The sequence below is a fragment of the Lactobacillus sp. S2-2 genome (genome assembly GCF_021698855.1).
Lineage (GTDB): Bacteria > Bacillota > Bacilli > Lactobacillales > Lactobacillaceae > Fructilactobacillus.
Genome location: NZ_WWFA01000003.1, coordinates 121,119 through 147,591, shown reverse-complemented (window position 1 = coordinate 147,591; position 26,473 = coordinate 121,119). Strand labels below are relative to the sequence as shown.

General features: G+C 28.4%; 30 protein-coding genes. 22 read left to right on the top strand and 8 right to left on the bottom strand.

Features of this window, described 5'->3' with window-relative positions; all coding sequences use genetic code 11:
* The first annotated feature begins 13 nt into the window (after positions 1 to 13).
* From opp3b to GSH19_RS04070, 5 genes are all read left to right on the top strand, one after another.
* The gene (gene opp3b, locus GSH19_RS04090; protein ID WP_237026819.1) at positions 14 to 946 is read left to right on the top strand and encodes an oligopeptide ABC transporter permease; all 933 of its coding nucleotides are present in this window, start codon (positions 14 to 16) and stop codon (positions 944 to 946) included.
* Complete coding sequence (locus GSH19_RS04085; RefSeq protein ID WP_237026818.1) at positions 946 to 1,956, top strand: ABC transporter permease; 1,011 nt, start codon at positions 946 to 948, stop codon at positions 1,954 to 1,956. The genes opp3b and GSH19_RS04085 overlap by 1 nt, the downstream gene beginning before the upstream one ends.
* 10 nt (positions 1,957 to 1,966) lie before the next feature.
* Complete coding sequence (locus GSH19_RS04080) at positions 1,967 to 3,019, top strand: ABC transporter ATP-binding protein (protein WP_237026817.1); 1,053 nt, start codon at positions 1,967 to 1,969, stop codon at positions 3,017 to 3,019.
* Complete coding sequence (locus GSH19_RS04075; protein WP_237026816.1) at positions 3,006 to 3,926, top strand: ABC transporter ATP-binding protein; 921 nt, start codon at positions 3,006 to 3,008, stop codon at positions 3,924 to 3,926. Before GSH19_RS04080 ends, GSH19_RS04075 begins: the two co-directional genes overlap by 14 nt.
* Before the next feature lie 284 nt (positions 3,927 to 4,210).
* Positions 4,211 to 5,377: an XRE family transcriptional regulator gene (locus GSH19_RS04070; protein ID WP_237026815.1), complete on the top strand. Its 1,167-nt coding sequence runs from the start codon at positions 4,211 to 4,213 to the stop codon at positions 5,375 to 5,377.
* Positions 5,378 to 5,396: 19 nt separating this feature from the next.
* Here GSH19_RS04070 and GSH19_RS04065 read toward each other — a convergent pair whose 3' ends face one another.
* Positions 5,397 to 5,699, bottom strand: coding sequence for a DUF2316 family protein (locus tag GSH19_RS04065; protein ID WP_237026814.1), 303 nt, complete (start codon positions 5,697 to 5,699; stop codon positions 5,397 to 5,399).
* Between the two features lie 157 nt (positions 5,700 to 5,856).
* On the opposite strand from GSH19_RS04065, the gene GSH19_RS04060 reads away from it, so the two are divergent.
* The 6 genes from GSH19_RS04060 to GSH19_RS04035 all read left to right on the top strand — a co-directional run bounded on the left by GSH19_RS04060 (position 5,857) and on the right by GSH19_RS04035 (position 11,028).
* Complete coding sequence (locus tag GSH19_RS04060; protein ID WP_237026813.1) at positions 5,857 to 6,870, top strand: ADP-ribosyltransferase; 1,014 nt, start codon at positions 5,857 to 5,859, stop codon at positions 6,868 to 6,870.
* Between the two features lie 88 nt (positions 6,871 to 6,958).
* On the top strand, positions 6,959 to 8,059 hold the full coding sequence (locus GSH19_RS04055) for a Xaa-Pro peptidase family protein (protein WP_237026812.1): 1,101 nt from the start codon (positions 6,959 to 6,961) through the stop codon (positions 8,057 to 8,059).
* Positions 8,060 to 8,246: 187 nt separating this feature from the next.
* Complete coding sequence (locus tag GSH19_RS04050; RefSeq protein ID WP_370636153.1) at positions 8,247 to 9,098, top strand: fructosamine kinase family protein; 852 nt, start codon at positions 8,247 to 8,249, stop codon at positions 9,096 to 9,098.
* Positions 9,099 to 9,190: 92 nt separating this feature from the next.
* On the top strand, positions 9,191 to 9,517 hold the full coding sequence (locus GSH19_RS04045; protein ID WP_237026810.1) for a PadR family transcriptional regulator: 327 nt from the start codon (positions 9,191 to 9,193) through the stop codon (positions 9,515 to 9,517).
* Positions 9,518 to 10,135 carry a DUF1700 domain-containing protein gene (locus GSH19_RS04040; protein WP_237026809.1) on the top strand — a complete coding sequence of 206 codons (618 nt, stop codon included), beginning with the start codon at positions 9,518 to 9,520 and terminating at the stop codon, positions 10,133 to 10,135.
* A 5-nt stretch (positions 10,136 to 10,140) separates the two neighbouring features.
* Positions 10,141 to 11,028, top strand: coding sequence for a DUF4097 family beta strand repeat-containing protein (locus tag GSH19_RS04035; protein ID WP_237026808.1), 888 nt, complete (start codon positions 10,141 to 10,143; stop codon positions 11,026 to 11,028).
* 27 nt (positions 11,029 to 11,055) lie between these two features.
* Here GSH19_RS04035 and GSH19_RS07225 read toward each other — a convergent pair whose 3' ends face one another.
* A complete protein-coding gene (locus GSH19_RS07225) occupies positions 11,056 to 11,766 on the bottom strand; it encodes a winged helix-turn-helix domain-containing protein (protein WP_370636148.1) in 711 nt (236 codons plus the stop codon).
* A gap of 133 nt (positions 11,767 to 11,899) precedes the next feature.
* Between GSH19_RS07225 and GSH19_RS04025 the strand changes: the two genes are divergently transcribed.
* From GSH19_RS04025 to GSH19_RS03990, 8 genes are all read left to right on the top strand, one after another.
* A complete protein-coding gene (locus tag GSH19_RS04025) occupies positions 11,900 to 12,646 on the top strand; it encodes a hypothetical protein (RefSeq protein WP_237026807.1) in 747 nt (248 codons plus the stop codon).
* A gap of 116 nt (positions 12,647 to 12,762) precedes the next feature.
* Positions 12,763 to 13,623, top strand: coding sequence for a phosphate ABC transporter substrate-binding protein (locus GSH19_RS04020; protein ID WP_237026806.1), 861 nt, complete (start codon positions 12,763 to 12,765; stop codon positions 13,621 to 13,623).
* A gap of 10 nt (positions 13,624 to 13,633) precedes the next feature.
* Positions 13,634 to 14,536 carry a phosphate ABC transporter permease subunit PstC gene (pstC, locus tag GSH19_RS04015; RefSeq protein WP_237026805.1) on the top strand — a complete coding sequence of 301 codons (903 nt, stop codon included), beginning with the start codon at positions 13,634 to 13,636 and terminating at the stop codon, positions 14,534 to 14,536.
* A complete protein-coding gene (gene pstA, locus GSH19_RS04010; RefSeq protein ID WP_237026804.1) occupies positions 14,536 to 15,423 on the top strand; it encodes a phosphate ABC transporter permease PstA in 888 nt (295 codons plus the stop codon). Before pstC ends, pstA begins: the two co-directional genes overlap by 1 nt.
* Before the next feature lie 9 nt (positions 15,424 to 15,432).
* Positions 15,433 to 16,230, top strand: coding sequence for a phosphate ABC transporter ATP-binding protein PstB (gene pstB, locus GSH19_RS04005; protein WP_237026803.1), 798 nt, complete (start codon positions 15,433 to 15,435; stop codon positions 16,228 to 16,230).
* Between the two features lie 15 nt (positions 16,231 to 16,245).
* Entirely contained in the window at positions 16,246 to 17,001 is a 756-nt protein-coding gene (gene pstB, locus GSH19_RS04000) for a phosphate ABC transporter ATP-binding protein PstB (protein WP_237026802.1), read from the top strand.
* Between the two features lie 12 nt (positions 17,002 to 17,013).
* Positions 17,014 to 17,709, top strand: a complete 696-nt coding sequence (gene phoU / locus GSH19_RS03995; protein ID WP_237026801.1) for a phosphate signaling complex protein PhoU — start codon at positions 17,014 to 17,016, stop codon at positions 17,707 to 17,709.
* 15 nt (positions 17,710 to 17,724) lie between these two features.
* Positions 17,725 to 18,213: a GNAT family N-acetyltransferase gene (locus GSH19_RS03990; protein WP_237026797.1), complete on the top strand. Its 489-nt coding sequence runs from the start codon at positions 17,725 to 17,727 to the stop codon at positions 18,211 to 18,213.
* 99 nt (positions 18,214 to 18,312) lie between these two features.
* On the opposite strand, the gene GSH19_RS03985 is transcribed toward GSH19_RS03990, so the two are convergent.
* The gene (locus GSH19_RS03985; RefSeq protein WP_237026796.1) at positions 18,313 to 18,666 is read right to left on the bottom strand and encodes a CrcB family protein; all 354 of its coding nucleotides are present in this window, start codon (positions 18,664 to 18,666) and stop codon (positions 18,313 to 18,315) included.
* A complete protein-coding gene (locus tag GSH19_RS03980; protein WP_237026794.1) occupies positions 18,663 to 19,040 on the bottom strand; it encodes a CrcB family protein in 378 nt (125 codons plus the stop codon). The genes GSH19_RS03985 and GSH19_RS03980 overlap by 4 nt, the downstream gene beginning before the upstream one ends.
* 372 nt (positions 19,041 to 19,412) lie before the next feature.
* Here GSH19_RS03980 and GSH19_RS03975 point away from each other — a divergent pair, with 372 nt between their 5' ends.
* Positions 19,413 to 19,976 (top strand): LysM peptidoglycan-binding domain-containing protein, encoded by a 564-nt coding sequence (locus GSH19_RS03975; RefSeq protein ID WP_370636151.1) that lies wholly within the window; start codon positions 19,413 to 19,415, stop codon positions 19,974 to 19,976.
* A gap of 27 nt (positions 19,977 to 20,003) precedes the next feature.
* Here the strand turns inward: GSH19_RS03975 and GSH19_RS03970 are convergent, their stop codons facing one another.
* Positions 20,004 to 20,840: a DegV family protein gene (locus GSH19_RS03970; protein WP_237026793.1), complete on the bottom strand. Its 837-nt coding sequence runs from the start codon at positions 20,838 to 20,840 to the stop codon at positions 20,004 to 20,006.
* A gap of 188 nt (positions 20,841 to 21,028) precedes the next feature.
* Between GSH19_RS03970 and GSH19_RS03965 the strand changes: the two genes are divergently transcribed.
* Positions 21,029 to 21,775, top strand: coding sequence for an Ig-like domain-containing protein (locus tag GSH19_RS03965; RefSeq protein WP_237026792.1), 747 nt, complete (start codon positions 21,029 to 21,031; stop codon positions 21,773 to 21,775).
* Between the two features lie 28 nt (positions 21,776 to 21,803).
* On the opposite strand, the gene GSH19_RS03960 is transcribed toward GSH19_RS03965, so the two are convergent.
* Together GSH19_RS03960 and cysK are read right to left on the bottom strand one after the other, a co-directional pair.
* A complete protein-coding gene (locus GSH19_RS03960; RefSeq protein ID WP_237026791.1) occupies positions 21,804 to 22,595 on the bottom strand; it encodes a homoserine O-succinyltransferase in 792 nt (263 codons plus the stop codon).
* Between the two features lie 39 nt (positions 22,596 to 22,634).
* On the bottom strand, positions 22,635 to 23,570 hold the full coding sequence (gene cysK, locus GSH19_RS03955; protein ID WP_237026790.1) for a cysteine synthase A: 936 nt from the start codon (positions 23,568 to 23,570) through the stop codon (positions 22,635 to 22,637).
* 342 nt (positions 23,571 to 23,912) lie between these two features.
* Here cysK and GSH19_RS03950 point away from each other — a divergent pair, with 342 nt between their 5' ends.
* Positions 23,913 to 25,094, top strand: a complete 1,182-nt coding sequence (locus GSH19_RS03950; protein WP_237026789.1) for an MFS transporter — start codon at positions 23,913 to 23,915, stop codon at positions 25,092 to 25,094.
* Positions 25,095 to 25,124: 30 nt separating this feature from the next.
* On the opposite strand, the gene GSH19_RS03945 is transcribed toward GSH19_RS03950, so the two are convergent.
* Complete coding sequence (locus tag GSH19_RS03945; protein WP_237026788.1) at positions 25,125 to 26,468, bottom strand: FAD-dependent oxidoreductase; 1,344 nt, start codon at positions 26,466 to 26,468, stop codon at positions 25,125 to 25,127.
* Between the last annotated feature and the right edge of the window lie 5 nt (positions 26,469 to 26,473).

Sequence of the window (26,473 nt, the reverse complement as noted above, 5' to 3'; positions counted from 1 at the left end):
GGCATGATTAGGTATGACAAAATACATTTTAAAAAGAATCGCTTACCTATTTCTAACTCTTTTCATAATTGCCTCAATTACTTTCTTCTTAATGAAATTTCTTCCAGGAACTCCATTTAGTAATGAAGAAAAACTTTCAGAAGCTCAAAGAGCAATTATGAATCAACAATATGGGTTAGATAAACCTTTGATTGTCCAATATTTCGCATATTTGGGTAATTTAATTCAAGGTAATTTAGGAACTTCTTTTCAATTTAATAATCAGCCAGTGACAACTTTAATTGCACAACAAATTGGACCATCCCTACAAATAGGTACTCAAGCAATGATCTTAGGATCATTACTTGGTGTGCTATTGGGAGCAGTTGCCGCAATTAGAAAAAATAGCTGGATTGATACAGTAGCAACATTTTTCTCAATTCTTGGATTATCAATTCCAAGTTTTGTATTCGCGGTATTACTTCAATATTTCTTTGGTTATAAATTACAAATGTTCCCAGTAGCTCTATGGAGTGGCTTTTCATCAAGTGTTTTACCAACCATTGCATTAGCTGCCTTTCCATTAGCTAACATTGCTCGATTTATGAGGACTGAAATGGTTGATGTATTAAGTAGTGATTATATTGAGTTAGCTCGTGCAAAAGGAAATAGTAACTGGCAAACAGTGGCAAAACATGCATTGAGAAATTCATTGATTCCAGTTATAACGATTGTTGGACCAATGGCTGTTAATATTATGACTGGTTCGATGGTTGTCGAAAATATTTTCTCAATTCCTGGAATTGGAAATCAATTTGTACAATCAATTTTAACTAATGATTTTCCAACAATTATGGGCTTAACAATTTTTTACTCATTCTTATTAGTTGTAATTATTTTAGTAGTTGATATCTTATATGGAATCATTGATCCAAGAATTAGACTAGGAAATGGAGGTAAAGAATAGTGGAAAAACAAATACAAGACGATTTTAAATTTGTGCAAAAAGACCGTTCTGAATTGCAAGATTCAATTTCACGTCCTTCATTAACCTACTTTCAAGATGTTAGAAAACGTTTATTCAAAAATAAGATAGCGATGATTTCATTATTTATTTTATTATTTATTGTTTTAGTTGCTATTTTTGCACCATTTATTTCAGTTCATGATCCCAATGCTCAAAATGCTTCAATTGCAAATTTACCACCAAAAATTGGTAATCTAAATATTCCGGGATTTAACGGAATGAAAAATTCTGGCGGTGTTTTAACTGATGCTTATCAAGCTGCACATGTTGCATCTGGAAAATATTATATTTTTGGAACAGATTATTTAGGTCGTGATTTATTTGCTCGAGTAGTTTATGGAACAAGACTATCATTATTAGTTGCAGTAATTGCAACATTAATTGATTTATTAATTGGAATTCCTTATGGAATTATTTCTGGATATGCTGGTGGGAAATTAGACTTATTCTTACAAAGAATTGTTGAAATTATCTCATCAATTCCAAATTTGATTGTTGTTATTTTGTTACTATTAATTTTAAAACCAGGGATTGTTTCAATTATTCTTGCAATTGCATTTACTGGTTGGGTAACAATGTCGAGATTAATTAGAGCACAAACGTTAGGATTAAAAACACAAGAGTATATTTTAGCTGCTAAGACTCTAGGAGTATCTTCAACTAGAATTGCGATTAAACATTTAATTCCTAATTTAACTTCTACTATTATTATTCAAACAATGTTTACAATTCCAAGTGCAATTTTCTTTGAAGCTTTCTTAAGTTTTATCGGAATTGGAATTCCTGCTCCCAATGCATCACTTGGAACATTATTAAATGACGGACAAAAAGCCTTTCACTTTTTACCATATCAAATGTGGATTCCAGCAATCGTATTGAGTTTAATTATGATTACTGCCAACCTATTAGCTGATGGATTAAGGGATGCTTTTGATCCTAAATCAAATTAGGAGGTAAAAAATGACTAAAATTTTAGATGTACAAAATTTAAAAGTTGATTTTTCTACCTATAATGGAGTTGTTCATGCAATTAGAAATGTTAGCTTTCATTTAAATGAAGGTGAGACATTAGCATTAGTTGGTGAGTCTGGTTCAGGAAAATCAATAACTGTAAGAACTTTAATTCAACTATTAGCAAATAACGCTAATATTGTTGATGGGACAATTGATTTTCAAGGAAAAGATTTATTGAAATCATCAAGAAAAGAAATGAATAATATTCGCGGTCATGATATTTCAATGATTTTCCAAGATCCAATGACATCACTTGATCCAACAATGCCGATTTGGAAACAAGTTGCTGAACCTTTATTTTTACATTCAAAAATCTCTAAATCAGAAGCAAAGTCTAAAGCTTTAAAAGTTCTTAAAAAAGTTGGTATTCCAAATGCAGAAGAAAGAATGAAAGATTATCCGCACCAATTTTCTGGTGGTCAAAGACAAAGAATCGTAATCGCAATGGCAATTGTTGATGATCCTAAAATATTAATTGCTGATGAACCAACAACTGCTTTAGATGTAACGGTTCAAGCACAAATTGTTGATTTATTAAAAGATCTGCAAAAAGAAACGAATACTTCAATTATTTTCATTACCCATGATCTTGGAGTGGTTGCAGGAATTGCAGACCGTGTTGCAGTAATGTATGCTGGAAAAATTGTTGAGTATGGTAACGTAGATGATATATTTTATAATCCAAGACATCCATATACATGGGGATTACTTGACTCAATGCCAACAATTGATTTGAAAAAAGATCGATTGAATACAATTCCAGGAACTCCTCCAGATTTGATTAATCCACCTGATGGAGATGCGTTCTCTGCAAGAAATAAATATGCACTTGAAGTTGATCGTAAAGAACAACCTCCTTTCTTTAAAGTTACTGATGGACATTACGCTGCAACTTGGTTGTTGGATAAGCGTGCTCCAAAAGTAACTCCTCCAGAATCAATTCAAGAACGATTTAAAAAATTTGCTAAGATTGTAGGTGATGAAAATGCCAGAAGCTAAAGATCCAATTGTTAAAGTTAAAAATTTAAAACAATATTTTCACTTAAGCAAAAATAACGTTGTTAAAGCTGTCGACGATATTTCTTTTGAAATTTATCCAGGTGAAACCTTTGGATTAGTTGGTGAATCTGGTTCTGGTAAAAGTACAACTGGAAGAAGTATCATCCGTCTTTATGATCCAACAAGTGGAGAAGTTGATTTTAAAGGACAAAATATTGCCAAACTTAAAAATCATAGCAAAGAACTATTCAATTTTAGAAAAGAAATGCAAATGATTTTTCAAGATCCATATGCTTCATTAGATCCAAGGATGAAAGTTAAGGATATTATTGCGGAAGGCCTAGATGTTCATGGATTAGTAAAAAATGATAAAGAACGTGATGAAAAAGTAATTGAGCTACTTGAAATGGTTAACTTAAATAAAGATCACGCTAGTAGATATCCATATGAATTTTCAGGAGGTCAACGACAAAGAATCGGAATTGCTCGTGCGCTAGCAGTTGAACCTGATTTTATCATCGCTGATGAACCAATTTCTGCATTGGATGTTTCAATTCAAGCTCAAGTTGTTAATTTGATGAAGGATATTCAACAAAAGCGTGGATTAACCTATATGTTTATTGCTCATGATTTATCAATGGTTAAATATATTAGTGATCGAATTGCAGTTATGTATTCTGGAAAAATTGTAGAGCTTGCAGAGACTGAAGAATTATATACAAATCCACTACATTCTTATACTAGAAGTTTACTTACGGCAGTTCCAACTCCTGATCCTGAAATTGAACGAACTCATAAGAGTGAAAAGTTTGATAGCAAAAATGCTTTTTCAGATGATCGTTATTTACAAGAAGTAAAACCAGGACATTATTTGTACTGTAGTGATGAAGAAGCTAAAAAATATTAATGAAAAAACACCAAAACATTGAATTTGGTGTTTTTCTTTATTAATTAGTTATTAAATTTAATTAAAAAATAAAATGGTGGTATAATTAAAAAAGTCTAAAGAAAGTATTTATTTCGAATTTAATAAAAAAGTCCAAAAGTTTTTTTATTTGAAGAAAATTAATTGTAGTTATAAAATATATAAGTTTATTAATATCAAAATATAATTTTTGTTATATTAATAAACGTTTTTCTATGCTTAATACTACTTTATTCATGATAATGATGATAGAAGGGAGTATAAAAATGAGTTTTAATGGTACTCGTTTAAGAGATGTTAGAGAATTATTTAATTTCACACGAAAAGATTTAGAAAAATTGCTTAATTTACCCAATAATACAATTCTAAAATATGAAAATGGAATTGAAGAGCCAACTTTTGCAATACAAGTTAAATTGAATAATTTATTTGATTTAAAAATGCCATTTTTTAGTAAAATTGATTCAGTGCCTAAAGTTACAAATTATGATGAAGTATCCTTTAATTCAAAGTATGTGAATGATTTGAAAAGTAAGGAGCGAGAATTACAATTTATAAATATGAGTGATAGTTTTTTACGTGAAATTTTAAAGTATTTAAACTTAGGTAAAACAACTATTGTTGATATTTTAAAAGAAGTTCAATTAATGAAAGATAATAATTTAAGTATTGATGAAATTGCTAAATATGTTAGAGAAAGCCTTCAATTAGATAAAAAAAATAATGATTTAATGTCAGCAATTGAAAAATCAGGAGTTTTTGTTTTAGAGCGAGGCCTTAATAAAAAAATTGGAACTTATAGTACATGGACCGATACCAATCGTCCATACATTATTTTGAGAAATAATAAGTATGGGTCAGATCGTTTATTTGATTTAGCACATGAATTTGGTCATCTTTTATTGCATCGAGGTAGTGATTTTAATTCATCAGATGTAAACTACATCAAGAAATTAAAAAGTGAAGCAAATTATTTTGCAAGTGCATTATTGTTAGAAAAAGATTTTTTTATTCAAAATTATAAAAGAACGATTAATGATCCAACCGATCCAAAACAATATTTACAATTAAAACAATATTATGAAGTTTCAATTTTTTTAATTAAAAAAAGAGCAAGAAAATTAGGGTTAATTAATGCAAGACAATCAAAAATTTTTTATCAAAAAATATCTAAGTTAGGTTATGATGAAAATGAGCCTTACTTATTAGATATTCCCATTTATATTCCAGGAAAAATATATACAATTTTAAATGCCTTGAGTTCAAATGAATTGAATGCAATTTATGATACTTTTGGAGTTCATGAAGCTTTTTTGTATAAAGTATTTCTTCGTAAAATTGAAGATTTTTCTAGTGGTAATAAATTGAAATCTGCTAGAGTTATACCTATTGAAGCGGCAAAACAAAGTCATGAAAATAAAAAGAATCCATAGTTCTTACTATGGATTCTTTTTAACTATTAATTATTTTATTGTCAATTAGATAACTATTTAAAAAGAATAGTTGATGATAATCTCCTGATAATTTAGAGTATTTGATTGGAGTTTTATTTTCTTTAAGTAATTCTTCATTCATATAAGTTAATAAGATCCAAGGTTCTTCTAAATTATCAATTTTTAGGTTTAAAATATTATTAATTTTATCTTCTGTAGTATTTAACCATTCAGCTATCTCATCTGGTGATTGATTAAGCAATTCAAAATTTTCGTGTAACTCATTAATTGTGTTAATTTTTTCTCTTTTATTTAATGACATTTAAACACCTCTACGAAAAGTATTATAGTCGTTCTTTAATAAAATACAATTAGTAATTAAGGTTGAGAAAATTGAGTCACTTATATATAATGTTACATAAATATGACGGAAATATTACAAAAATATTATAATGTGATTTTTCTTTTTAGGAGTATATATGATTAAAAGAAATTTGAAAGTGTTATTGGCTTCATTAATATTTATTTTAACTATTAGTTTATCTAGTGGTGAGATTGATGCAAGTAATCAATTAAGTAATGCTGACTTAAAAGATAGTAGCGTAGTTAGATATAATGAGTATTTGACTACTAAGGTTAATAATGTTGGACCAAAAGCATTTGTGACCAAAACAAAAATAAAAGCTAATGCAAATAATGTTGCTGTTACTATTCCAAAAAATAAAGTTATTTATATTAAGAAAAAATTAAATGATAATCAATATTTAGTGACTAGAAGTCAAACTAAAAAAGCAAAAACAATGAAAATTAATTATAATCAAAATAATTTTTATGATAATTCTACTAAAAAATTAAATAAAACTGAATATGATAATTTAATTAGTACGGCTAAAAATTGGGGGAAAAACTTAACTAAAGCGGAAAAAAGTGCAATTTATGATTATACTTTAGATTCATATTATGCCATGAATAGTTATTTGAGATATCCTAATGCTCATTATAGTGATAAAACAAAAAACAGAGTTGATTTGGTTAAAAATAGTATTAACACATATTATTTAAATGATCCGATGACGGTTTATCGTGGAATCAGTAGTAATGTCCTCCAAAGTTCTTTAATGAATAAGTACAATGGTTCTCAACAAACGAATTATAATATTAATAAGTTGGCTTTGGGTTCCACATATCTTGATAACGGATTTTCATCAACTAGTTTAAATAAGATGACAGCAGCACAATTCACCGATAACTTTATGTTAAAAATCAACTTACCTAATGGTAATTTAGGTGGTTATATTAGTTCATTATCTGCAAGTAAAACTGAGAATGAATTTTTATTAAATCCTTCAAATAAATTTATTGTAACTAATATTCAAAAAGCTAAATCGACGATTACTGAAAGATATACATTACGACAAAATGGTAGAACCCATGTTAGAGAAAATAAACAAGATAAAACATATACTTATATCACGTTAAATTTAAAAGCTTAAAGAAAGGCCTTGATATCTTTCAAGGCTTTTTATTATGAGTTCTTGTGCTATAATTGCCGTTAACATAATATATAAAGGAGTTTTATTAATGCCAAAATTAGAAGAGTTTCAAAAGTGGGTTAAAAACAATGATTTAGATATTGCTTATGTTAGTGATTTTAAGAATATTGAATATTTTACCGGATTTTCTAGTGATCCAATTGAAAGAGTTTTAGGATTATTTGTTTTTCCTAATCATGAACCTTTTATTTTTGCTCCAGCTTTAGAAGTTGAAGTAATTAAAGAAATTGGCTGGCCTTATCCGGTATATGGATATCTTGATCATGAAAAACCATATGATAAGATTGCGCAATTAATTAAAGAAATTAATCCTAATCCAACTAAATGGGGAATTGAAAAGGATAATTTAACAATTGAAAGATTTGATCAAATAAAAAATCACTTTTCAAATGTTGAAGTTAAAAGTAACTTAACTGATGAAATTAATCGACTTCGTTTAATAAAAACTCCAAAAGAAATCGAAGAATTAAAAGAAGCAGGTAAAGAAGCTGATTTTGCTTTAGAAACAGCTTATAATGCTGTGAAAGTTGGCAAAACTGAAGCAGAAGTAGCAGCTGAATTAGAATATAAGTTGAAAAAGAGTGGTGTAATGGAAATGAGTTTTGACACGCTTATTCAAGCTGGAGCTCATGCCGCTAATCCACATGGCGCAACTGATATGAATAAAATAGAAAACAATGAATTAGTTTTATTTGATTTAGGAACTGTTCATAATGGCTATATTAGTGATGTTTCTAGAACAATTGCAGTAGGTAAATTAAATGAAAAGCAACAAGATATTTTTGATACTTGTTTAAAAGCACAATTAAAAGCTCAAGCTGCTGTAAAACCAGGAGTTAAAGCTTCAGAAATTGATAAAATAGCAAGAGATGTTATTGAAAATGCTGGTTATGGTGAATACTTTATTCATCGTGCAGGACATGGTATGGGACTGGGTGAACATGAATTTCCATCTATTATGGAAGGAAATGATTTAGTTCTTGAAGAAGGGATGTGTTTTTCAATTGAACCAGGAATTTATATTCCAGATGTTGCAGGAGTTCGAATTGAAGATTGTGTTCATGTAACTCAAGATGGATGTGAACCATTTACAAATACTACTAAAGAATTAAGATACGCAAAGGATTAATTTAATCATGTATTCAATTGAAAATGATAAAAAAAGAGCAGTTGGGTTTAAATTGAGTGATGGGATGGAAATTCCAACAGAATTTGAAGGTAAATTTAAATTTGCTAGACAAAAATCAAAACTTGCTGGAACAATTAGAGGATCTTTTTTACCATTAAGAATAATTATTAAATCTGAGGTGAGTCAAATGAATCAGGAATGGCTTAATCAATTGCCATTTGAAAATGTAAATAAAGTAACTCCTGTAAGTGGTGGGGATGTAAATCAAGCCTATCATTTAGTTGCTGACCAAAAATCATATTTTTTATTAGTTCAACCTAATCAAGATAAAAATTTCTATGCAGGAGAGATAGCCGGCTTACAAGAATTTTCAAAAAATAAGATTAATGCACCTAAAGTTATTAGTAATGGCGAAATAAATCACGATGCTTATTTAATTATTAGCTATATTGAAAAGGGAAATACTAATCAAAGAGCATTGGGTAAATTAGTTGCAAAAATGCATCAAGTAATTAATCCAGCTAAAAAATTTGGATTTGAAATTAATTCAAAAGGTAGAGATATTACCTTTGATAATCAGTGGACTGATAGTTGGGCTGAACTTTTTGTTGAAAAAAGACTTGATGCTTTAAAAGATAAGATAATTAATCAAAATTTATTTGATGCAACAGATGCACAACAATATTTATTAGTTAGGAAAGTGATTCTTGAAAAATTATCAAAACATTCCAGTCAGCCTTCTCTTTTACATGGAGATTTATGGGGTGGTAATTATTTATTTGATAATAATGATGATCCAATTTTAATTGACCCAGCAGTTTTTTATGGTGATCGAGAATTTGATTTAGGTGTAACAACTGTTTTTGGTGGTTATAATCAAGACTTCTATGATTCATATAATGAAGCATATCCAATTGATGATGGTTATAATGAACGAGTTCATTTTTATCGTTTATACTATTTGATGCTTCATTTACTTAAATTTGGAAATATTTACTATGACTCTGTAGTGAGAGAAATGAAAATCATTTTAGATTAAAGACATTAATTTGTCTTTTTTTTTGCAAAAAAAACTTGCAAACTATGTTATATATCGTATAATATTATTATAAACAAAAGAGGGGGATTTGAATGAGCATTCATGTTAATTCCGAAATGCTTGATGGAATGGTTTTAGCTTTATTATCAAAACAAGATTATTATGGCTATGCAATTACTCAAGAAATTCAAGCATCAATAAAAATATCTGAATCAACAATGTATCCTGTGTTAAGAAGATTAAAAAAAGAAGAATCATTAGAAACATATGATGAACCTTATCAAGGACGTAATCGTCGTTACTATAAAATTACTGATCAAGGTAAAGAAAAATTAGAAACAATTTTAGATGAATGGAATGAATACAAAAAAAGTATTGACCAAATCTTAAATAATCAATCAGAAGGGAATGAAGAGTAAATGAATTCAGAAGTATATATTAATTCTTTAAAGAAAAGCTTATCAAAAGTATCTGAAGATGAAAAAAATGATGCAATTGAATTCTATTCTGAATATATTCAAGATGCAGGTTTTGAAAATATCAGTGATATTGAAAAAGAATTAGGAACACCAAAACAATTGGCTAGAAAAATTATTGCTGATAATGCAATTAAAAATGATGACATAAAATCTAAAAAAGGTGAAAGAAGTGGAATGTTTGAAAATACCAAAACAATTTGGTTAGTTATTTTGGCTATTTTAGCAACACCAGTTGCAATTCCAGTCTTAATTATTATTTTAGCTTTAATGATTGGAATGTTTGCGGCTCTATTTGGATTTATTGTTTCTATTATTTGTTTAATTATTGTTGGAGTTATTTTTACTGGAGTAATCTTTATTTTTGGAGTTAGTTTAATTGGAACGAAGTCTTTATTTGGATTAGGTTTAATTGGACTAGGATTCGCTATTATTGGTTTAACAATCGTTATTTTTTCTGGATTATATCTTTTCATTTCTTGGTTAATTCAAGTAATTGCTCAGGCTTTTCGTAATATCTATGAAAAAAGTAATAAAAGTCAACATGAAAGTGAGGATTAATAATTATGAAAAAAGTTTTTAAAATTGGATTAATCGTTTTCTTCACCGGATTAATTCTTGGAATAGTTGGTTGGTTTGCTGGAGGCGGTATGTCGACAGTTAATAAACTCTATATTTCAGATCATTTAAAATTAAATGTTTCAAATGAAAAAAGAAGTGTAAATGAACAAATAAGTAAGTTTGATAACATTAAAAATAATGCTGATAATTATGCATTAAGAGTGGTTAGTGGTGATAAATATTCAATTAAAGTAGATTCAAATGGTGAAAAGCTTCCAAAATATAAAGTTAAGAATGGTACTTTAACTATCGATAAAAGAGAAACTGATGGCGGAAGATTCTTTGTTCATAATGACAATGCTCCGTTAATTATTGTTACAGTACCAAAAAGTAAAACATTGAATAAAGTTATTATGAATGTTCCAAATGAAAATCAGATGAATAATTTTAGAGCACGTAATGTTAAAATTAATCAAGCAAATATTCAATTAAATGATGGAAATATTTATTTAGAGAATACAATTTTAAATAAAAAATCTAAATTATCAACACTTGATGGAGATGTTAAAATTGAAAGTTCATCATTTTTAAATGGTGGAACAATTAAAACACCTTCAGATTTAATTTATGATACTGGTAAAGTTAAAGGTGAATTAAATATTGATAATAAAGATATTGATGATGATTATAGTGATTACGACGATTACGATGATTTGAATAAGCAAACAATTAAAAATGTTGGTAAAGTTAACTTTGATTTAAAAGCAAGCAAACATGGTAATAACTATGTTAATGGTGAAAAAAGAAAACGTGATTTAACAATTAATTCTAAACAAAAGAATTCAATTATTTTAAATAATCGCTATGGTAATAATCATATAACTACAAAATAAAAAGGAACTGATCTAATCAGTTCCTTTTTATTTTGTAGTAAATTCGCCATTAAAGAAGTATCCAAAGCCCCTTTTGGTTTTAATCCATTCTGGTTTTTTTGGATTAGCTTCTATTTTATCTCGTAAATGAGAAATATGAATATCAACCATCCGAGAAGTTTCCATTACTCCAAAATCTCCCCAAACTCCTTCTAATAATTGATCACGATCCAAAACTTGTTGTTTATGTTTGATTAAATAATAGAGAAGTTTTAATTCTTTTGGAGTTAACCCCAAATCTTTTCCATCTTTAGTGACTTTATATTTTTCTAAGTCAATTTGATAATCGCCAAAATAAATATAACGATATTCATGTTTCTTTTGATGATAGATTTTATTATAAGTATTAATTCTTTGATTTAAAATTAAATTTAATTCATCAAATTCATCCGAAAATGATAAATAATCGTCGACACCTAATTCGAAAAACCAGTTAAGTTTATTTTTAGCTTTCATTTTATCTATGACAATAATTGGACCAGCAAGATTTTTTCTAATTTCTTTAAATATATGTAAATTATCTTTTACTCTAATTGTTGATTCATCCCAAAGAACAGCCACTTCATTATGAGTTGTGATCCACTTTAAAATATCTTCAGGTTTATAAGTATTATCAATGAACCAATTGTATTCATTTGCGATTTTGCTATAATCCATTGATAATTCAAGATCTTTGGTAACTAATCCAATATTTTGCACAGCTTATAACCTTCTTTATATTAATTTATTAATAAGTATAACTTAAAAATGTAATTGTATAAATTGAAAAGTAGTGAAATTGTTATTTTAATTAGTCTTTGGTAAAGTTGCTAGTACACGAAAGGGGATGTATATGAAAAAAATTTTTGAAGAGAATGGAGATTTGGTTCTTTTTATTAAATCATTAATATGTATATTTTCAGTATTTTGTTCTTTAATTCTTTTATTTGATTTAGGACTATCATTTGGTGGATTAGGTACTGCTAAAATGGATAATTCATTCATTTATTTTGTTTTTATTATAAATTATCAATTGTTTTTATTAATGATTTCTTTTTTAACGTTAACGATTCTGTTACCCAGATGGATTATGCTTTTAATTGGAGGAGTAATAACTATATCTCCAATTACCTTTTTAAATTATCAAGATGGTTTAGGATGGCCAATTCATGGAGTTATTAGTTTAATTGGTTTAGCCTATATAATTTCTAAATTTTATGAAAAAAATGTTAATCAAGGTGATTTTTGGCTATTTAAAGGGTTAACTATCTTTTTATCAGGAATTGATATATTAATTACTAGTGGATTATTTAGTTCGTTAAAATTGACTGCTTTAGCGGAAGATTTTCCTCATCGAGTTTTAGTTTGTTTATTTACAATAACGATGATAGTTGGGTTGATTTTAGTTATTTTATTATTATTCTCATCTATTAATAAAATATATGAATACATAATTGGATTTGGATTATTATTTGTATCTATCTTATTTTTCTTTAATCAAGAATTTACCATAGGACAACCTATTTTAACTGGCATGATTGCATTGATATTTCTAGCATATGTAACTTTCTTTCAAAATGAAAAATATCATAATCTATGAAATCAGTAATTTAATTACTGATTTTTTATTTACAAATAATTTACATTTCCCCTACATCAAATTTACATTAACTAGATATAATGATTTTGAAAGTTAATAACGATGGAGGCAACATAATGAAAAAATATTCTCTTTTAATTGCGATGGGCCTATTGCTTTTAATTATTAGTGGATGTGGTAATAAAAACAATCCAAATAAAGTAACTTCAGTTGGCTCAACGGCAATGCAACCGTTAGTTGAACAATCGTCACTAGATTATAAAAAGAATAATGAAGCTGCAAATATTACAGTTCAAGGCGGGGGATCTGGAACAGGTTTATCTCAGGTTTCTCAAGGAGCTGTCAGCATTGGTAATTCTGATGTTTTTGCAGAAGAAAAAGAAGGAATTAATGCAAAGGACTTAGTTGATCATAAAATTGCAGTAGTTGGAATTGTACCAGTTGTAAATCCGAGTGCTGGAGTAAAGAATTTATCTTTAAAGCAATTACGAGATATCTTTGCAGGGAAAATAACTAATTGGAAACAAGTTGGTGGTAAAAATCAAGCAATTACAATTATTAATCGATCTCAAGGAAGTGGAACGAGATCAACCTTTGAGAAAACTGCTTTAAAGGGGGTTAAAAGTGTAAAGGCACAAGAACAAGATGCTAATGGAACAGTTGATAAAATTGTATCAGCTACTCCTGGAACAATCAGTTATTTATCAATTCCATATTTGAGAATTAGTAAAAAATTACAAGGTTTATCAATTGATAATGTAAAACCAAGTTATGAAAATATTGCTCAAAATAAATGGAAAATTTGGTCTTATGAACATATGTATACTAAAAAGAAAACTAATCAAGCTACAAAAAAATTTATTGATTATTTACAATCAGTAAAAGTTCAAAATGGATTAGTTAGAGAAGCAGGTTATGTAAGTATTCATGATATGAAATTTGAAGCTTTAGCAGACGGTAAAGTAATCAAAAAATAGGAGCTAATTTATGAGTGAAATTAAAAATAAGTTATTAAAACCTAGTAAGGCTACAAAACAAGATCGATTTGGTCGTCGTATTAGTGTATTATGTATCGGATTAATTGTTATCTTAGTGGCATCGATTATATTTTTCATTGCAACAAAAGGGATGGCAACATTTATTTCAAATCATGTTAATCCAATTAAATTCTTGACTGGAACTGATTGGAGTCCTTCTCAGAAAATGACAGGAGCTCTGCCAATGATTGTGACATCCTTTGGAGTTACTTTGTTAGCAGCATTAATTGCTACTCCGTTTGCAATTGCGATTGCAATTTACATGACTGAAATTGCAAATAAAAAAGGCTCAAAATTTCTACAGCCAATTATTGAGTTATTAGTTGGAATTCCATCAGTTGTGTATGGATTTGTTGGATTGACAGTAGTTGTTCCAGCAGTAAGAACTTTATTTGGTGGGACAGGATTTGGAATTTTAGCTGGATCAATTGTTTTATTCGTAATGGTATTACCAACAATTACTACTTTAACTATTGATAGTTTAAATGCTGTACCAAGTCATTATCGTAAAGCATCACTTGCTCTTGGAGCAACTCGTTGGCAAACTATTTATAAAGTTATCTTAAGAGCAGCATTGCCAGGAATTATGACAGCAATTGTCTTTGGAATGGCAAGAGCCTTTGGTGAAGCACTAGCTGTTCAAATGGTGATTGGAAATTCAGCCTTAATGCCAACTAGTCTAGTTAGTCCAACATCAACTTTAACTAGTCAATTAACTACAGAAGTTGGTAATACAATCATGGGAACATTACCTAATAACGCACTTTGGTCATTAGCATTAATCTTATTACTTATGTCATTATTCTTTAACTTAGTGGTTAAATACATTGCAAAGAGGGGGCAACTTAAATAATGAATGCTAGAAGAAATAACAAAATCGCAACTGGTGTCATCATTGGATTAGTTAGTATTGTTGTTTTAATTTTACTCTCTTTAATTGGTTATATCTTAATTACAGGCTTACCTGATGTATCATTTAAGTTCCTATTTACTGAATCAAAAGCATTTGCTGCAGGTGGAGGAATTGTTAATCAATTATTTAATTCATTATACTTATTAGTTTTATCACTCTTAATTTCAATTCCAATTTCTATGGGAGCTGGAATTTATCTAGCCGAATATGCTAAACCTAACTGGTTAACTTCAACTATTAGAACATCGATTGAAGTTTTAAGTTCTTTACCATCAATCGTAATTGGGTTATTTGGATATTTAGTTTTAGTAATTAAATTTCAATTAGATTTTTCTATTTTAGCCGGATCAATTGCTTTAATGTTTTTAAACTTACCTATTCTAACAAGAAGTATTGAAGACTCAATTAATTCAGTGTCCCCATTGCAAAGACAAGCAGGATTATCACTTGGATTATCTCGCTGGGAAACAATCAAAGGAGTTATAATTCCAGAAGCATTGCCAGGAATTTTAACTGGAATTATTTTAAGTGCAGGTCGTATTTTTGGAGAAGCAGCTGCATTAATTTACACTGCTGGTCAAAGTGCACCTACTATGAGTTATACCAACTTTAATCCATTTAGTGAAACTAGTTTTTTAAATCCAATGAGACCAGCAGAAACTTTAGCAGTTCATATTTGGAAAGTTAATACTGATGGAATCACTCCAGATGCAGATATTATTTCAAGTGCTTCATCTGCGGTATTAATTATTGTAATCTTAATCTTTAATTTTGGTGCTAGATATATTGGAAATCGTGTATACAAAAAACTTACTGGAGATAAATAGGAGATTATTATGAAACAATATGATTTGACAAAAAATAATATTATTCAGTTTAAACCAGAGCGTGTTGCATTAGATGCAAAGCATGTAAATGTGTTTTATGGTGAAAAACAATCAACTTTTGATGTTAGTATGCAATTTCCAAAAAATCGTATTATTGCTTTTATTGGAGCATCTGGATCAGGTAAATCTACTTTTTTAAGATGCTTAAATCGTATGAATGATGATGTAGCAACTGTTGATGGACAAATTAATTATGAAGGGTTAAACATCAATTCTTCAGCGATTAATGTTTATGAATTAAGAAAACAAATTGGAATGGTCTTTCAACAACCCAATCCATTTGCTAAATCAATTAAAGATAATTTAACTTTTGCTTTAAAAAAACATGGAATAAAAGATAATAAACAAATTGATCAAGTTGTAAAAAGTAGTCTAAAGAAAGCCGCATTATATGAAGAAGTACAAGATTCACTTAATAAAAGTGCAATGTCATTATCAGGAGGTCAAGCACAAAGATTATGTATTGCGCGTGCAATCACAATGAATCCAGATATTTTATTACTTGATGAACCAACTAGTGCACTTGATCCAATTTCTACTAAAAAAATTGAAGCAACAATAAAAGAATTAAGTGAAAAGTACACTATTATTATGGTTACTCATAATATGCAACAAGCTTCAAGAATTTCTGATTATACTGCCTTCTTCCACATGGGCCATTTGATTGAATATGATAAGACATCAAAAATCTTTACTAATCCAAGTGAAGAAGCCACAGAAGATTATATAACTGGACATTTTGGCTAATATAAGGAGAAAATAATGACAAAGATTATTGAAACCAAAGATGTAAGATTATTTTATGGAAAAAAAGAAGCATTACATGGTATTAGTTTAGATTTTAATAAGAATGAATTGACGGCATTAATTGGACCTTCGGGTTGTGGTAAGTCAACGTTTTTAAGATGCTTAAATCGAATGAATGATTTAGTTCCTGGAGTTTCCATTCAAGGGGACTTTAAATTACATGATAAAGATATTTATAGTAGCAAAATGAAATCAGATGATTTGAGAAAACAAGTTGGAATGGTCTTTCAACAACCCAATCCATTTCCTTTTTCTGTTTATGATAATGTAGCTTATGGACTAAAACTAAAAGGAATTAAAGATAAAAAGGAAATTGATCAAATTGTTGAAGATAGTTTAAAAAAAGCAGCAGTTTGGGATGAGGTTAAAGATAATCTACACAAAAATGCGTTATCTTTTTCTGGTGGACAACAACAAAGAATCTGTATTGCAAGAGTTTTGGCAGTTAAGCCAGATGTAATTTTACTTGATGAACCAACTAGTGCGCTTGATCCAATTTCTAGTAACCAAGTAGAAAATACGCTTTTAAAATTAAAAAAAGAATTTACAATTATTATGGTAACTCATAATATGCATCAAGCAGCACGTATTTCAGATAAAACTGCTTTTATGCTTGATGGTGATTTAATTGAATACAATAAAACTAAAAAGATGTTTTTAAGTCCTGATCAACAAATGACAAGTGATTATTTAAATGGAAAATTTGGATAGGGGGAATATTTAATGAGAGAATTATTTCATGATGAATTAAAAAAATTGCGTGGCCGTTTTATGGAAATGGGAATTAACGTTAGTGAACAAATTTATCAATCAACAAAGGCTTTTAGTGATCATGATATTGAATTAGCTAATAAAGTAATTAAATCTGATGACAGTATTAATGAAGAAGAAATGAGTTTGGAACAACAAGCGCTAAATTTAATTGCTTTACAACAACCACTTGCTTCTGATTTTCGAATTATCATTAGTATGTTAAAAGCTAGTAATGATTTAGAACGAATTGGTGATAATGCTATCAATATTTCAAAAGAAACAATTCGTGCTAAAGGAAATCCAAGAATTAAATCAGTTGAAGAAACAATTGATAAGATGACTAAACATGTTAGAAGAATGTTAGAGCAAGTATTGGATGCATATGTTAAAGTTGATGTTAAGGTTTCAATGGAAGTTGCACAAGAAGATTTGAAGCTTGATGAATATTATGCTAAAACAAGAGATGAAATTACTCGTGATTTAAAAGAAGATTCAAATGTTGCTCAAGCAGCAGCTAGTTACTTAATGGTTATTCGATTATTGGAACGAATTGGTGATCATACAGTTAACTTAGCAGAATGGATTGTTTATACAGACTCAGGGAAGTTTGTAGAATTAAATCTTAAAAATGATGAAAATAGTAATCATCATTTAAACGATAAGTAATTTGAGGGAGTAAATATGATGAAATTAAGAGTGCTTGAAAAAGAAGACTTACCTGAATTATATGAAATTTTTAATCAAAAATCCTCAATGGATTATTGGTTTGAAGAACCGATGATGAGTTATAGAAATCTAGAAGATTTTTATGAAAAGCAAGATAAGGATTTAGCAACTCGTTTATTTGTAATTGATCAAGACGGTGAATTTGCAGGATTAGTTGGGTTAATTGATATTGATTATAGACATCGTCATGCAGAAATCGAAATTGTATTATCTGACGAGTTTTCAGGACAAGGTTTAGCACAAAGAGCATTTGAAGCTTGTTCTAATTATGGATTTAAGACTTTAAATCTTCATCGTATTTATCTTTATGTAGATGCTGAAAATAAACCAGCAATTCATATTTATGAAAAATATGGTTTTGAAATTGAAGGGACTTTAAAAGAACAATACTATGTAAATGGTGATTATCATAATGCTTATTTAATGGCAAAACTTGAAAAATAAGCAAAAAAATGAGATATGGCTTTCCACACCATATCTCTGCTTGATGGAATCATAAATTCCAATAGTTATTGTACATGATAAAATGAAACTTGCCAATTATTAAATTGTTTTGGTTCCAATCAACCATCCAATAATACCGAGTAATATACCAAAAAGATAAGACAAAGACCAATAGATGAATAATCTTTTGGTCTTTTTTTCATAAAATAAATTAGATAATTCATTATTAAAAGTTGAATAAGTTGTAAATCCACCACAAAAGCCAGTGCCTAAAAGACTATATAAATTAGTTGAACAAGTGGCAAAAAATAAACCTAAAAGAAAACTACCCAAAATATTGATTAAAAATGTTCCATAGTAACCAATTGTTTTTTTCTTAAATATATTTGTAATTTGGTATCTTAATAGAGCACCAAAGCCTGCACCTAATCCGACTAAACTGTATGTAATCATTTGATATCTCCTTGATTAATTAAATCTTCGCTTAAATTATTTCCAATAATAGATAAGATGAACCCAAATATTATCGTAATTGTTAAATAAATTAAAGCACTCAAATAATTAGAAGCTTGCATAAATTTAATTAAATCAATGGTAATTCCAGAAAAAGTTGTAAAAGAACCAATAAATCCAGTTCCTATTGCAATTTTAAGTTTTTGATTTACTTTTTGTCCAAGAAAATTATTCCAAATTGGTAAAGCAAAGGTTCCAAGTAAATTAATCACTAAGATCATATATGGAAACGATTCATAACTAATTGAATTAGAAATCCAAAGTCTTGAAATACCACCTAAAATACCAAAAATAAATATTAGTAAAAATTCCATAATTAATTGACCTCCAATAAAAAAGCTGCCTTTATTATACAACAAAGGCAGCTTTTTTATTGCTTGGTAAATTACATATCTAAGTATATATCCTTTATTTTAAATTTTCTAATAAGAAAAAAATATGAAATAAAGATTTAATAATTTCAAAATTAGAATTTTGTTGTTGATAACAATTTAAATTGTAATAATTTTATTTTTTATATTACCTAATATTATCTAATGATTACATAATTACGAAAATCATTGATTTATTTAATTATTCTGTTATCTAATTGTAATCAATCGTCTGTAGAATACTTATTGTTGATTAGAAGAAATCAACTAAACTTAAAATCGGAACAATTTCTGGAGGAATATATTATCAAACAAATTAAAGGAATCAAATCAGTTATCGCAGCAAGTACTACACTTTTAGGCCTATTATTAGTAGGAATTAGTGCAGATGCATCTACTAAAGTAACAGTTCAAAGCGGAGACACAGTTTCTAAACTAGCAAATCGTAATAATGTATCAATCAGTGATGTAGAAAAGGCAAATAATCTAAGTAACATTAACATGATTTATGTTGGACAAGAATTAATTATGCCAACAAGTGGTGATCAAACTCAAAGTTACACACAAGTTCAACAACCACAAAACACTACTACTCAACAAAATAACCAAGTACAATCAAATCAAACACAAGCTAATTATTCATCAAATGTTTCAGGAAATGATAATTCAGCTAAATCATGGATTGCTAATCGTGAATCAAGTGGTTCATATTCAGCAAGAAACGGTCAATATGTTGGTAAATACCAATTATCATCATCATACTTAAATGGTGATTATTCAGCAGCTAATCAAGAAAGAGTTGCTGACAACTACGTAAACAGTCGTTATGGTTCATGGAGTGCTGCAAAATCATTCTGGTTAGCAAACGGTTGGTACTAAAAAAAGGCTATCTTAGATAGCCTTTTTTTATTTGTAGATATAACCGAATCCGCCAGGACCAACATGAGTCATTACGATTGGACTAGTTAATTGGGCAATAACTTTAATATCTGGTCTTTCAGATTTAATTTTATCAGCAATTTTATTTACTTCAGTATCATCATCAACATAGGATAGACAAACTTCAGATACTGATTCATCAGCAATAACTTTTTCAGTTAATTCATCAGCAGCTTTTAATAAACGTTTTTTACCACGATATTTTTGTTTTACACCTAAAACATTATCTTTTAATTCTAAAACTGGTTTAATTTGAATTAAAGAACTAATAAAACCAGTCATTTTACTAGCTCTACCACCTTTAACTAAATATTCTAAACTATTAACGAAAACAAATAAATTAATGTTATCAATAATTGATTTATTTTCTGCAATAATTTCATTCATTGATTTCCCGTCTTTAATTTTTTGTGCAGCAGCTAATATTTGAAAGCTTTGACCTCGATCAGTTGATTCGCTATCAATTGCTTCAATTCGATTATCAAATTGTTGTGCAGCTGTTTTAGCTGTATCAGAAGTACCACTTAAAAAACTTGTGATATGAAATGAAATGATTTCTGCATCTGGATCTTCATCAATGATTTCTTGATAAGTTTGTACAAATTGACCTAAAGCAGGTTGACTAGTTTGAGGAAATCCCTCTTCATTTGCAAGACGATTTGAAAATTCTTGTCTTGTGATATCAACTCCATCAGTATAGCTTTTTCCGTTATCATTGATTTGAAGTGGAATTATTTTAATATTATTTTCTTTAATTTCTTCAGAAGTTAATTGTGCGGTTGAATCCGTTACAACATGTATCATAGTTAGACTTTCCCTTCTTAATACGTTTGTATTTTACTCTAATCACTATAATGATTATTTTATCATTTATCAACTATTTTAATTAAATGATAGATTACAAAATAGTTAATTAATTATATATAATTTCTAAAAAAGTGTTTTTAATCAGAAAAATGATATATAATAATTTTATTGAAAAGGAGATTGTAATGAAAAAAATAATTTTAAAGGCTTTAGCCGGATTTATGTTAATCGCATCATTAGGTTTAGGAGTTAGTGCTAAAAGTAATACAAAAATTGCACAAAATTCACCTTCATTAAATGTGAATGCAATTTATAGTAATAGTAATAAAGTTAGTGGTAAAGCAACAAAAGGGTCATTAATTACAGTAAAAACTAAAAATAAAAAAGTTCTTGCTAAAACATATGCAAGTAAAACAAATGGTAATTTTGAATTAGATTTACCAAGTAAGCAAAAAGCAGCAACCCAATTATATGTTTATGCTAATAAGGTAAATAGTAAATCTTACTTTTACCGTATAATTCATGTTCAACAAAAAGGAAAAGCTACAACTAAAAAGACAACTAAAAAAACTAGTAAAAAAGCAACTACTAATAAAAAGATAACTGGTGAAACACTTGAAGGTTCATGGAATAGTTCTTTTAATAAAAGTAATCAATCACAAAGATTAATTTTTGATAATAATAAAGGAATGTCATTACAATTTATTAAGAATGATAAAGTAACTAGTACAAAATTTTCTCATGCTACTTATAATTTAAAAATTGGAAAAAGTAATTTTGCATCAGTTAAGTATCGTTTAAAAGGTCAAAAACAAACTTGTACAACATACTTAAGATTTACTTCTAATAACAGTTTTATTCTTGTTAATTCAAGTAATAAGCCTCTACAAAAAGGTTTTTATAATTCAAGCTTTACGCAATTTACAAGATAAGTCAAAAATAAAAATCACATGAATTTTTTCATGTGATTTTTTTTATCCAATTATTAAAAAAAGTTTCTTTGGAATATTGCCATTGTAAAGAAGAAATATCATTAATATAATTTTTAGGACGAACAATTTTTGCTTTTTTATTTTGTTTAGAGCTTTTTGTTTCACGTAAGTATTCTTTATATAAATCATTTTGATTATATTCTAAATGTGAAAATAAGAATATTTGTTTTTCTTGCTGATTTTCAATTAAAAAAGCATGTCTATTAGTGGTTTCTGCAACAACTTTTAATTTAGGAAAGCTATTAATATTAGATAAATCCATCTCGGCATAGCGAGCATGTGGAGCTTGAAATCCATTTTTTAATCCCCCAATTAAACTAGAATTATTTAAAATATAATGAGGATAAACACCAAAAAATTTATTGGGTAAAATATTTTTATTAAAACCGTATAGATGATGTAGGGCAGCCATTGCTCCCCAACAAATATAAAGTTGAGAAATATTAAGTTTATTTAATTGATTAATCAACTTCTTAATTTCATCAAAATAATAAACTTGATCAAATTCTAATTTATCAATTGGAGCACCAGAAATAATAAATCCATCAAAATCAGCTAAGTTATTTAGATTTAAAGTATTAGAAAGTTTTTTTACTTCATCCGGGATTTTTTGATTTGTATATTTTGTGATTGGATAAAAATAAGTTATTTCAATATTTGCTGATGAATTTTTTAAGGTACTATCAAAGTTATTTTTAGAACTAAGTTTGTCATGCATTAAATTTAAAATTCCAATTTTAATTAATTTGGAATTGTTCATATTAGATAATCCTTTCAAAATAAATGATTTATTGAGTATTTAATTTGAGAAGTCATATAAATCAGTAGAAAGATAACGATCACCGTAGTCTGGAGCGACTGTAATGATACTTTTTCCTGAGCCCATTTCTTTAGCTAACTTAATTGCTCCGGCAATATTAGCTCCGCTAGAAATTCCAGGTGTGAATCCCATTTTTTTACCAGTTAATTGAGCCATTTCAATTGCTTCATCACTAGATATTTCTAATATATCATCATATAGTTGTTGATTTAATGTCTGAGGAATGAATCCTGCAGAAATACCTTGAATTTTATGTGGTCCTTTTTGACCTGTTTTTAGTAGTGGTGATTCTTCAGGCTCTAATGCATAAACTTTAATATTTTCATTTTCTTGCTTTAATTGCTTACCAACCCCACTTAAAGTTCCACCAGTACCAATTCCTGCTACAAAAGCATCAGGAAGATTATTTTCCCCAAATGTTTCGATAATTTCTTTACCAGTATTTTCTGCATGAGTATTTGGATTAGCAATGTTTTCAAATTGCATTGGGATAAATGTATGAGGTTTTTGACCTAATTCTTGGGCTTTTTTAATTGATCCACTCATACCTTCATTTCCAGGAGTTAAAATTAGTTCTGCACCATATCCTTGCATAATTTTACGGCGTTCAATACTCATTGTTTCAGGCATAACAATAATTACATGATATCCTTTTTCAGCTCCTATTGAGGCAAGTCCAATACCAGTATTTCCTGATGTAGGTTCGATGATTGTATCACCTTGTTTTAATTTTCCATGTTTTTCAGCTTCTTCTATCATTGATTCTGCAATTCGATCTTTAATTGATCCAGTGGGATTGAAAAATTCTAGTTTAACGTAAACGTCAGCAGCATCATTAGGTACAAGTTTTTCATTTAATTTTATAATTGGAGTATTACCAATTAATTCACTGATAGAGTTATAAATTTTAGACATAAAAAAATTCCTTTCTAATTTTTAAATATACAAAAAGGGCACATCATAATTATCAATTTTTGATAATTATGATGTGCCCCAAGATTTTTAATCATTTTGATTACATAAAAGATTAACGGTAATTAATATTAATTACAAACTATCCGAGAGAAAACAGCATAATTATCGATAATCAAACAACAAAGTTTATTATTATTTCTATTCATGATGTTTTCCTCCTTTAATAATGTTTTTGTCAGTATAACTGACTAAGGATATATAAGTCAATTATAATAAAAAAAGATACCGATAATCTTTAATTTTGTTATGATGTAACTATTATAAAAAACGGGAAGTGATTATTTGTCTAATAGTAAAAAAGAATTGAGCTTACCAGTCATTTTAATATATGCATTATTATTGAATACTGGTTCATCGTTTATGTGGCCCTTGACCACTATTTATATGCATGATCATTTAGGGATGTCTCTTACTATTTCTGGAGTAGTTTTATTTGGAATGTCTGTTTTTATGATTATTGGAAATTATATTGGTGGTTACTTATTTGATCAATGGTCGCCATATAAAGTAGCTTTAATTAGTGTTTCTATTACTTTAATTTCGGTTATTATTTTAATTTTTTTTCATGGTGGATTAAGTTATTCTTTACTATTATTAACTTATGGTCTTGGAAATGGATGTAGTCTAACACTTCTAAATTCCTATGCCTCATTAATAACTTCTAAAACAACTAGATATGTTTTTAATGCGGTTTATATTGGCTTAAATGTAGGAGTGGTAGTTGGGACTGCTTCAGTTGGTTATTTATTAAATTACGGAATTACAACCGTGTTTATTGTTGCAGCTACATTTTATGCAATTGTTTTCTTTTTAACATTATTTAAATTTAATATTAATATTGAAGAGGCTAAAGCAAAAAAATTAAAAGAAAATCAAATGCAATCAACTGATGATTCTCAATCTGGAAATCATGTAAAATTATTATTATTAATTTGTTTAATGACATTTGCAATTTATATGAGTTATACACTTTGGGAAAGTGTAATGTCTGTCAGATTAACACAATTAGGTATTTCATTTGAACATTACAGTCTTTTATGGACAATTAATGGATTAATGATAGTTTTTGGACAGCCTTTAATTAATAAAATTGGTAACCGATTTAAAATGGGTTCACAAATTTGTTTTGGAATTTCTATTTTTGCCTTATCATTCTTTTTACTAATTGGTGCCAGACAATACTTATCTTTTGTAGTTATTATCGTTATCTTAACATTTGGTGAAATGAATGGACTACCATCAATTCCAGTTTGGATTGATAGACTTGCTAATATTAAAGAAAAAGGTAAATATCAAGGAACATATAATGTCTTTATGTCAATGGGAAGAGCTGCAGGACCATTGATTGGTGGATTGTTTGTTGAATTATTTAATTATCCTACTTTATTTATTTTTGCCGGTGGATTTATATTTTTTACAATGTTAATGGCATTAATTGAAAGTAAAAAGGCTAATTTATTATAAAAAAAGAAGCGATTAATCGCTTCTTTTTTACTATTCTTCTTCTTCTTGAGCTTGTGCAGCTTGTCCTAAAATATTTAAGTAGTTGAATGGACGGTCAAAGTGTGGTTGGAATAGTATATCAACCATTGCTAAGTCATCAATGGTATTCTTGTTTTGAATAGCAAGTGATAAAGTATTAGCTGATTGAGATACATCATACATACTTGATAATGCTCCACCTAAAATAACTTTTGAATCAGCTTCATAAACTAAACTCATAAGAACAGGTTCAGTAGTTGGCATGAATTCAGGACGATAATTGTCTTCAACAACCACTTGTTTTGCATTAATGCCTTGTTCTTTTGCTGCCTCAAGAGTTAATCCAGTAGCAACAAATGTGCGATCAAATAATTTTAGACCTGATGATGATTGAGTACCCATATATTTAGTAGTAGGGTTATTAATATTTTTACCAACTAAAATACCTTGTCTAACGGCATTTGTAGCCAATGGAATATAAGCATTTTTATGAGTTGGGTTATAGTGAACTGCAACTGAATCACCAGCTGCAAGAATATCTTTGTTTGAACTTCTCATGTAATCATCAGTAATGATTGCGCCATTGTCCATCATATCTACTTTACCTTTAAGAAGTGATGTATTTGGTTTGAATCCGATACATAAGATAGCCAAATCAGATTCAATTTCACTTTCATTAGTTTTAACAATTACTGAATCACCTTTATCTTCAAATCCAGTAACTCTTTGACCTTTAGCTAATTTTACGCCGTGATCAGTGTAATCTTTTTCGATAACATCAGTAATTTTTTTATCAAAATATTTACTTAAAATTCGACCAGTACTATCTACAAGAGTTACATCATGTCCTTTTTTAATGTAAGCTTCAGCAAGTTCAGCACCAATGTATCCAGCACCAATAACTGTAATTCTTTTTGAATCTTTAGCTCTTTCAAATAAAGCTTGAGCATCATTCCAGTTTTTACATAAAAGAACGTTTTTACTATCGATACCTTCTAGAGGTGGAACAACAGGTAGTGAACCAGAAGTCATAACTAATTTATCGTAATCTTGTTCAACTTCTTCATTATTATCTAAGTTTTTAACTGATACTTTTTTATTTTCAGTATCAATATTAGTTACTTCGTGTTTCATTTGTACATTAGCCCCTAAGTCGGATAATTCTTTAGGATTTGAATAAAATAATCCTTGAGGATCTTTAACTTCTCCACCAAGATATAAAGCAATTCCGCAAGATAAGAAGGAAATGTTATCATTTTTTTCGTAAACTGTTACTTCAGCATCTGGATTTTCTTTTAAAATTTGTTTAATTGCAAATGTTCCAGCATGTGTACAACCAATTACTGTTACTTTCATAGTAT

Bases quoted from the DNA above. Each gene is read 5' to 3' on its own strand.
- GSH19_RS04065 (WP_237026814.1), bottom strand. From the start codon at position 5,699: ATGTCATTAAATAAAAGAGAAAAAATTAACACAATTAATGAGTTACAC.
- GSH19_RS04035 (WP_237026808.1), top strand. From the start codon at position 10,141: ATGAAAAAAGTTTTTAAAATTGGATTAATCGTTTTCTTCACCGGATTA.
- GSH19_RS04075 (WP_237026816.1), top strand. From the start codon at position 3,006: ATGCCAGAAGCTAAAGATCCAATTGTTAAAGTTAAAAATTTAAAACAA.
- pstB (WP_237026802.1), top strand. From the start codon at position 16,246: ATGACAAAGATTATTGAAACCAAAGATGTAAGATTATTTTATGGAAAA.
- GSH19_RS03965 (WP_237026792.1), top strand. From the start codon at position 21,029: ATGAAAAAAATAATTTTAAAGGCTTTAGCCGGATTTATGTTAATCGCA.
- GSH19_RS04050 (WP_370636153.1), top strand. From the start codon at position 8,247: ATGAATCAGGAATGGCTTAATCAATTGCCATTTGAAAATGTAAATAAA.
- GSH19_RS03980 (WP_237026794.1), bottom strand. From the start codon at position 19,040: ATGGAATTTTTACTAATATTTATTTTTGGTATTTTAGGTGGTATTTCA.
- pstA (WP_237026804.1), top strand. From the start codon at position 14,536: ATGAATGCTAGAAGAAATAACAAAATCGCAACTGGTGTCATCATTGGA.
- GSH19_RS04080 (WP_237026817.1), top strand. From the start codon at position 1,967: ATGACTAAAATTTTAGATGTACAAAATTTAAAAGTTGATTTTTCTACC.
- pstB (WP_237026803.1), top strand. From the start codon at position 15,433: ATGAAACAATATGATTTGACAAAAAATAATATTATTCAGTTTAAACCA.
- pstC (WP_237026805.1), top strand. From the start codon at position 13,634: ATGAGTGAAATTAAAAATAAGTTATTAAAACCTAGTAAGGCTACAAAA.
- GSH19_RS04025 (WP_237026807.1), top strand. From the start codon at position 11,900: ATGAAAAAAATTTTTGAAGAGAATGGAGATTTGGTTCTTTTTATTAAA.
- opp3b (WP_237026819.1), top strand. From the start codon at position 14: ATGACAAAATACATTTTAAAAAGAATCGCTTACCTATTTCTAACTCTT.
- GSH19_RS04020 (WP_237026806.1), top strand. From the start codon at position 12,763: ATGAAAAAATATTCTCTTTTAATTGCGATGGGCCTATTGCTTTTAATT.
- GSH19_RS04040 (WP_237026809.1), top strand. From the start codon at position 9,518: ATGAATTCAGAAGTATATATTAATTCTTTAAAGAAAAGCTTATCAAAA.
- GSH19_RS04060 (WP_237026813.1), top strand. From the start codon at position 5,857: ATGATTAAAAGAAATTTGAAAGTGTTATTGGCTTCATTAATATTTATT.
- GSH19_RS03960 (WP_237026791.1), bottom strand. From the start codon at position 22,595: ATGAACAATTCCAAATTAATTAAAATTGGAATTTTAAATTTAATGCAT.
- GSH19_RS03945 (WP_237026788.1), bottom strand. From the start codon at position 26,468: ATGAAAGTAACAGTAATTGGTTGTACACATGCTGGAACATTTGCAATT.
- GSH19_RS03970 (WP_237026793.1), bottom strand. From the start codon at position 20,840: ATGATACATGTTGTAACGGATTCAACCGCACAATTAACTTCTGAAGAA.
- phoU (WP_237026801.1), top strand. From the start codon at position 17,014: ATGAGAGAATTATTTCATGATGAATTAAAAAAATTGCGTGGCCGTTTT.
- cysK (WP_237026790.1), bottom strand. From the start codon at position 23,570: ATGTCTAAAATTTATAACTCTATCAGTGAATTAATTGGTAATACTCCA.
- GSH19_RS03985 (WP_237026796.1), bottom strand. From the start codon at position 18,666: ATGATTACATACAGTTTAGTCGGATTAGGTGCAGGCTTTGGTGCTCTA.
- GSH19_RS03990 (WP_237026797.1), top strand. From the start codon at position 17,725: ATGATGAAATTAAGAGTGCTTGAAAAAGAAGACTTACCTGAATTATAT.
- GSH19_RS04070 (WP_237026815.1), top strand. From the start codon at position 4,211: ATGAGTTTTAATGGTACTCGTTTAAGAGATGTTAGAGAATTATTTAAT.
- GSH19_RS04055 (WP_237026812.1), top strand. From the start codon at position 6,959: ATGCCAAAATTAGAAGAGTTTCAAAAGTGGGTTAAAAACAATGATTTA.
- GSH19_RS04045 (WP_237026810.1), top strand. From the start codon at position 9,191: ATGAGCATTCATGTTAATTCCGAAATGCTTGATGGAATGGTTTTAGCT.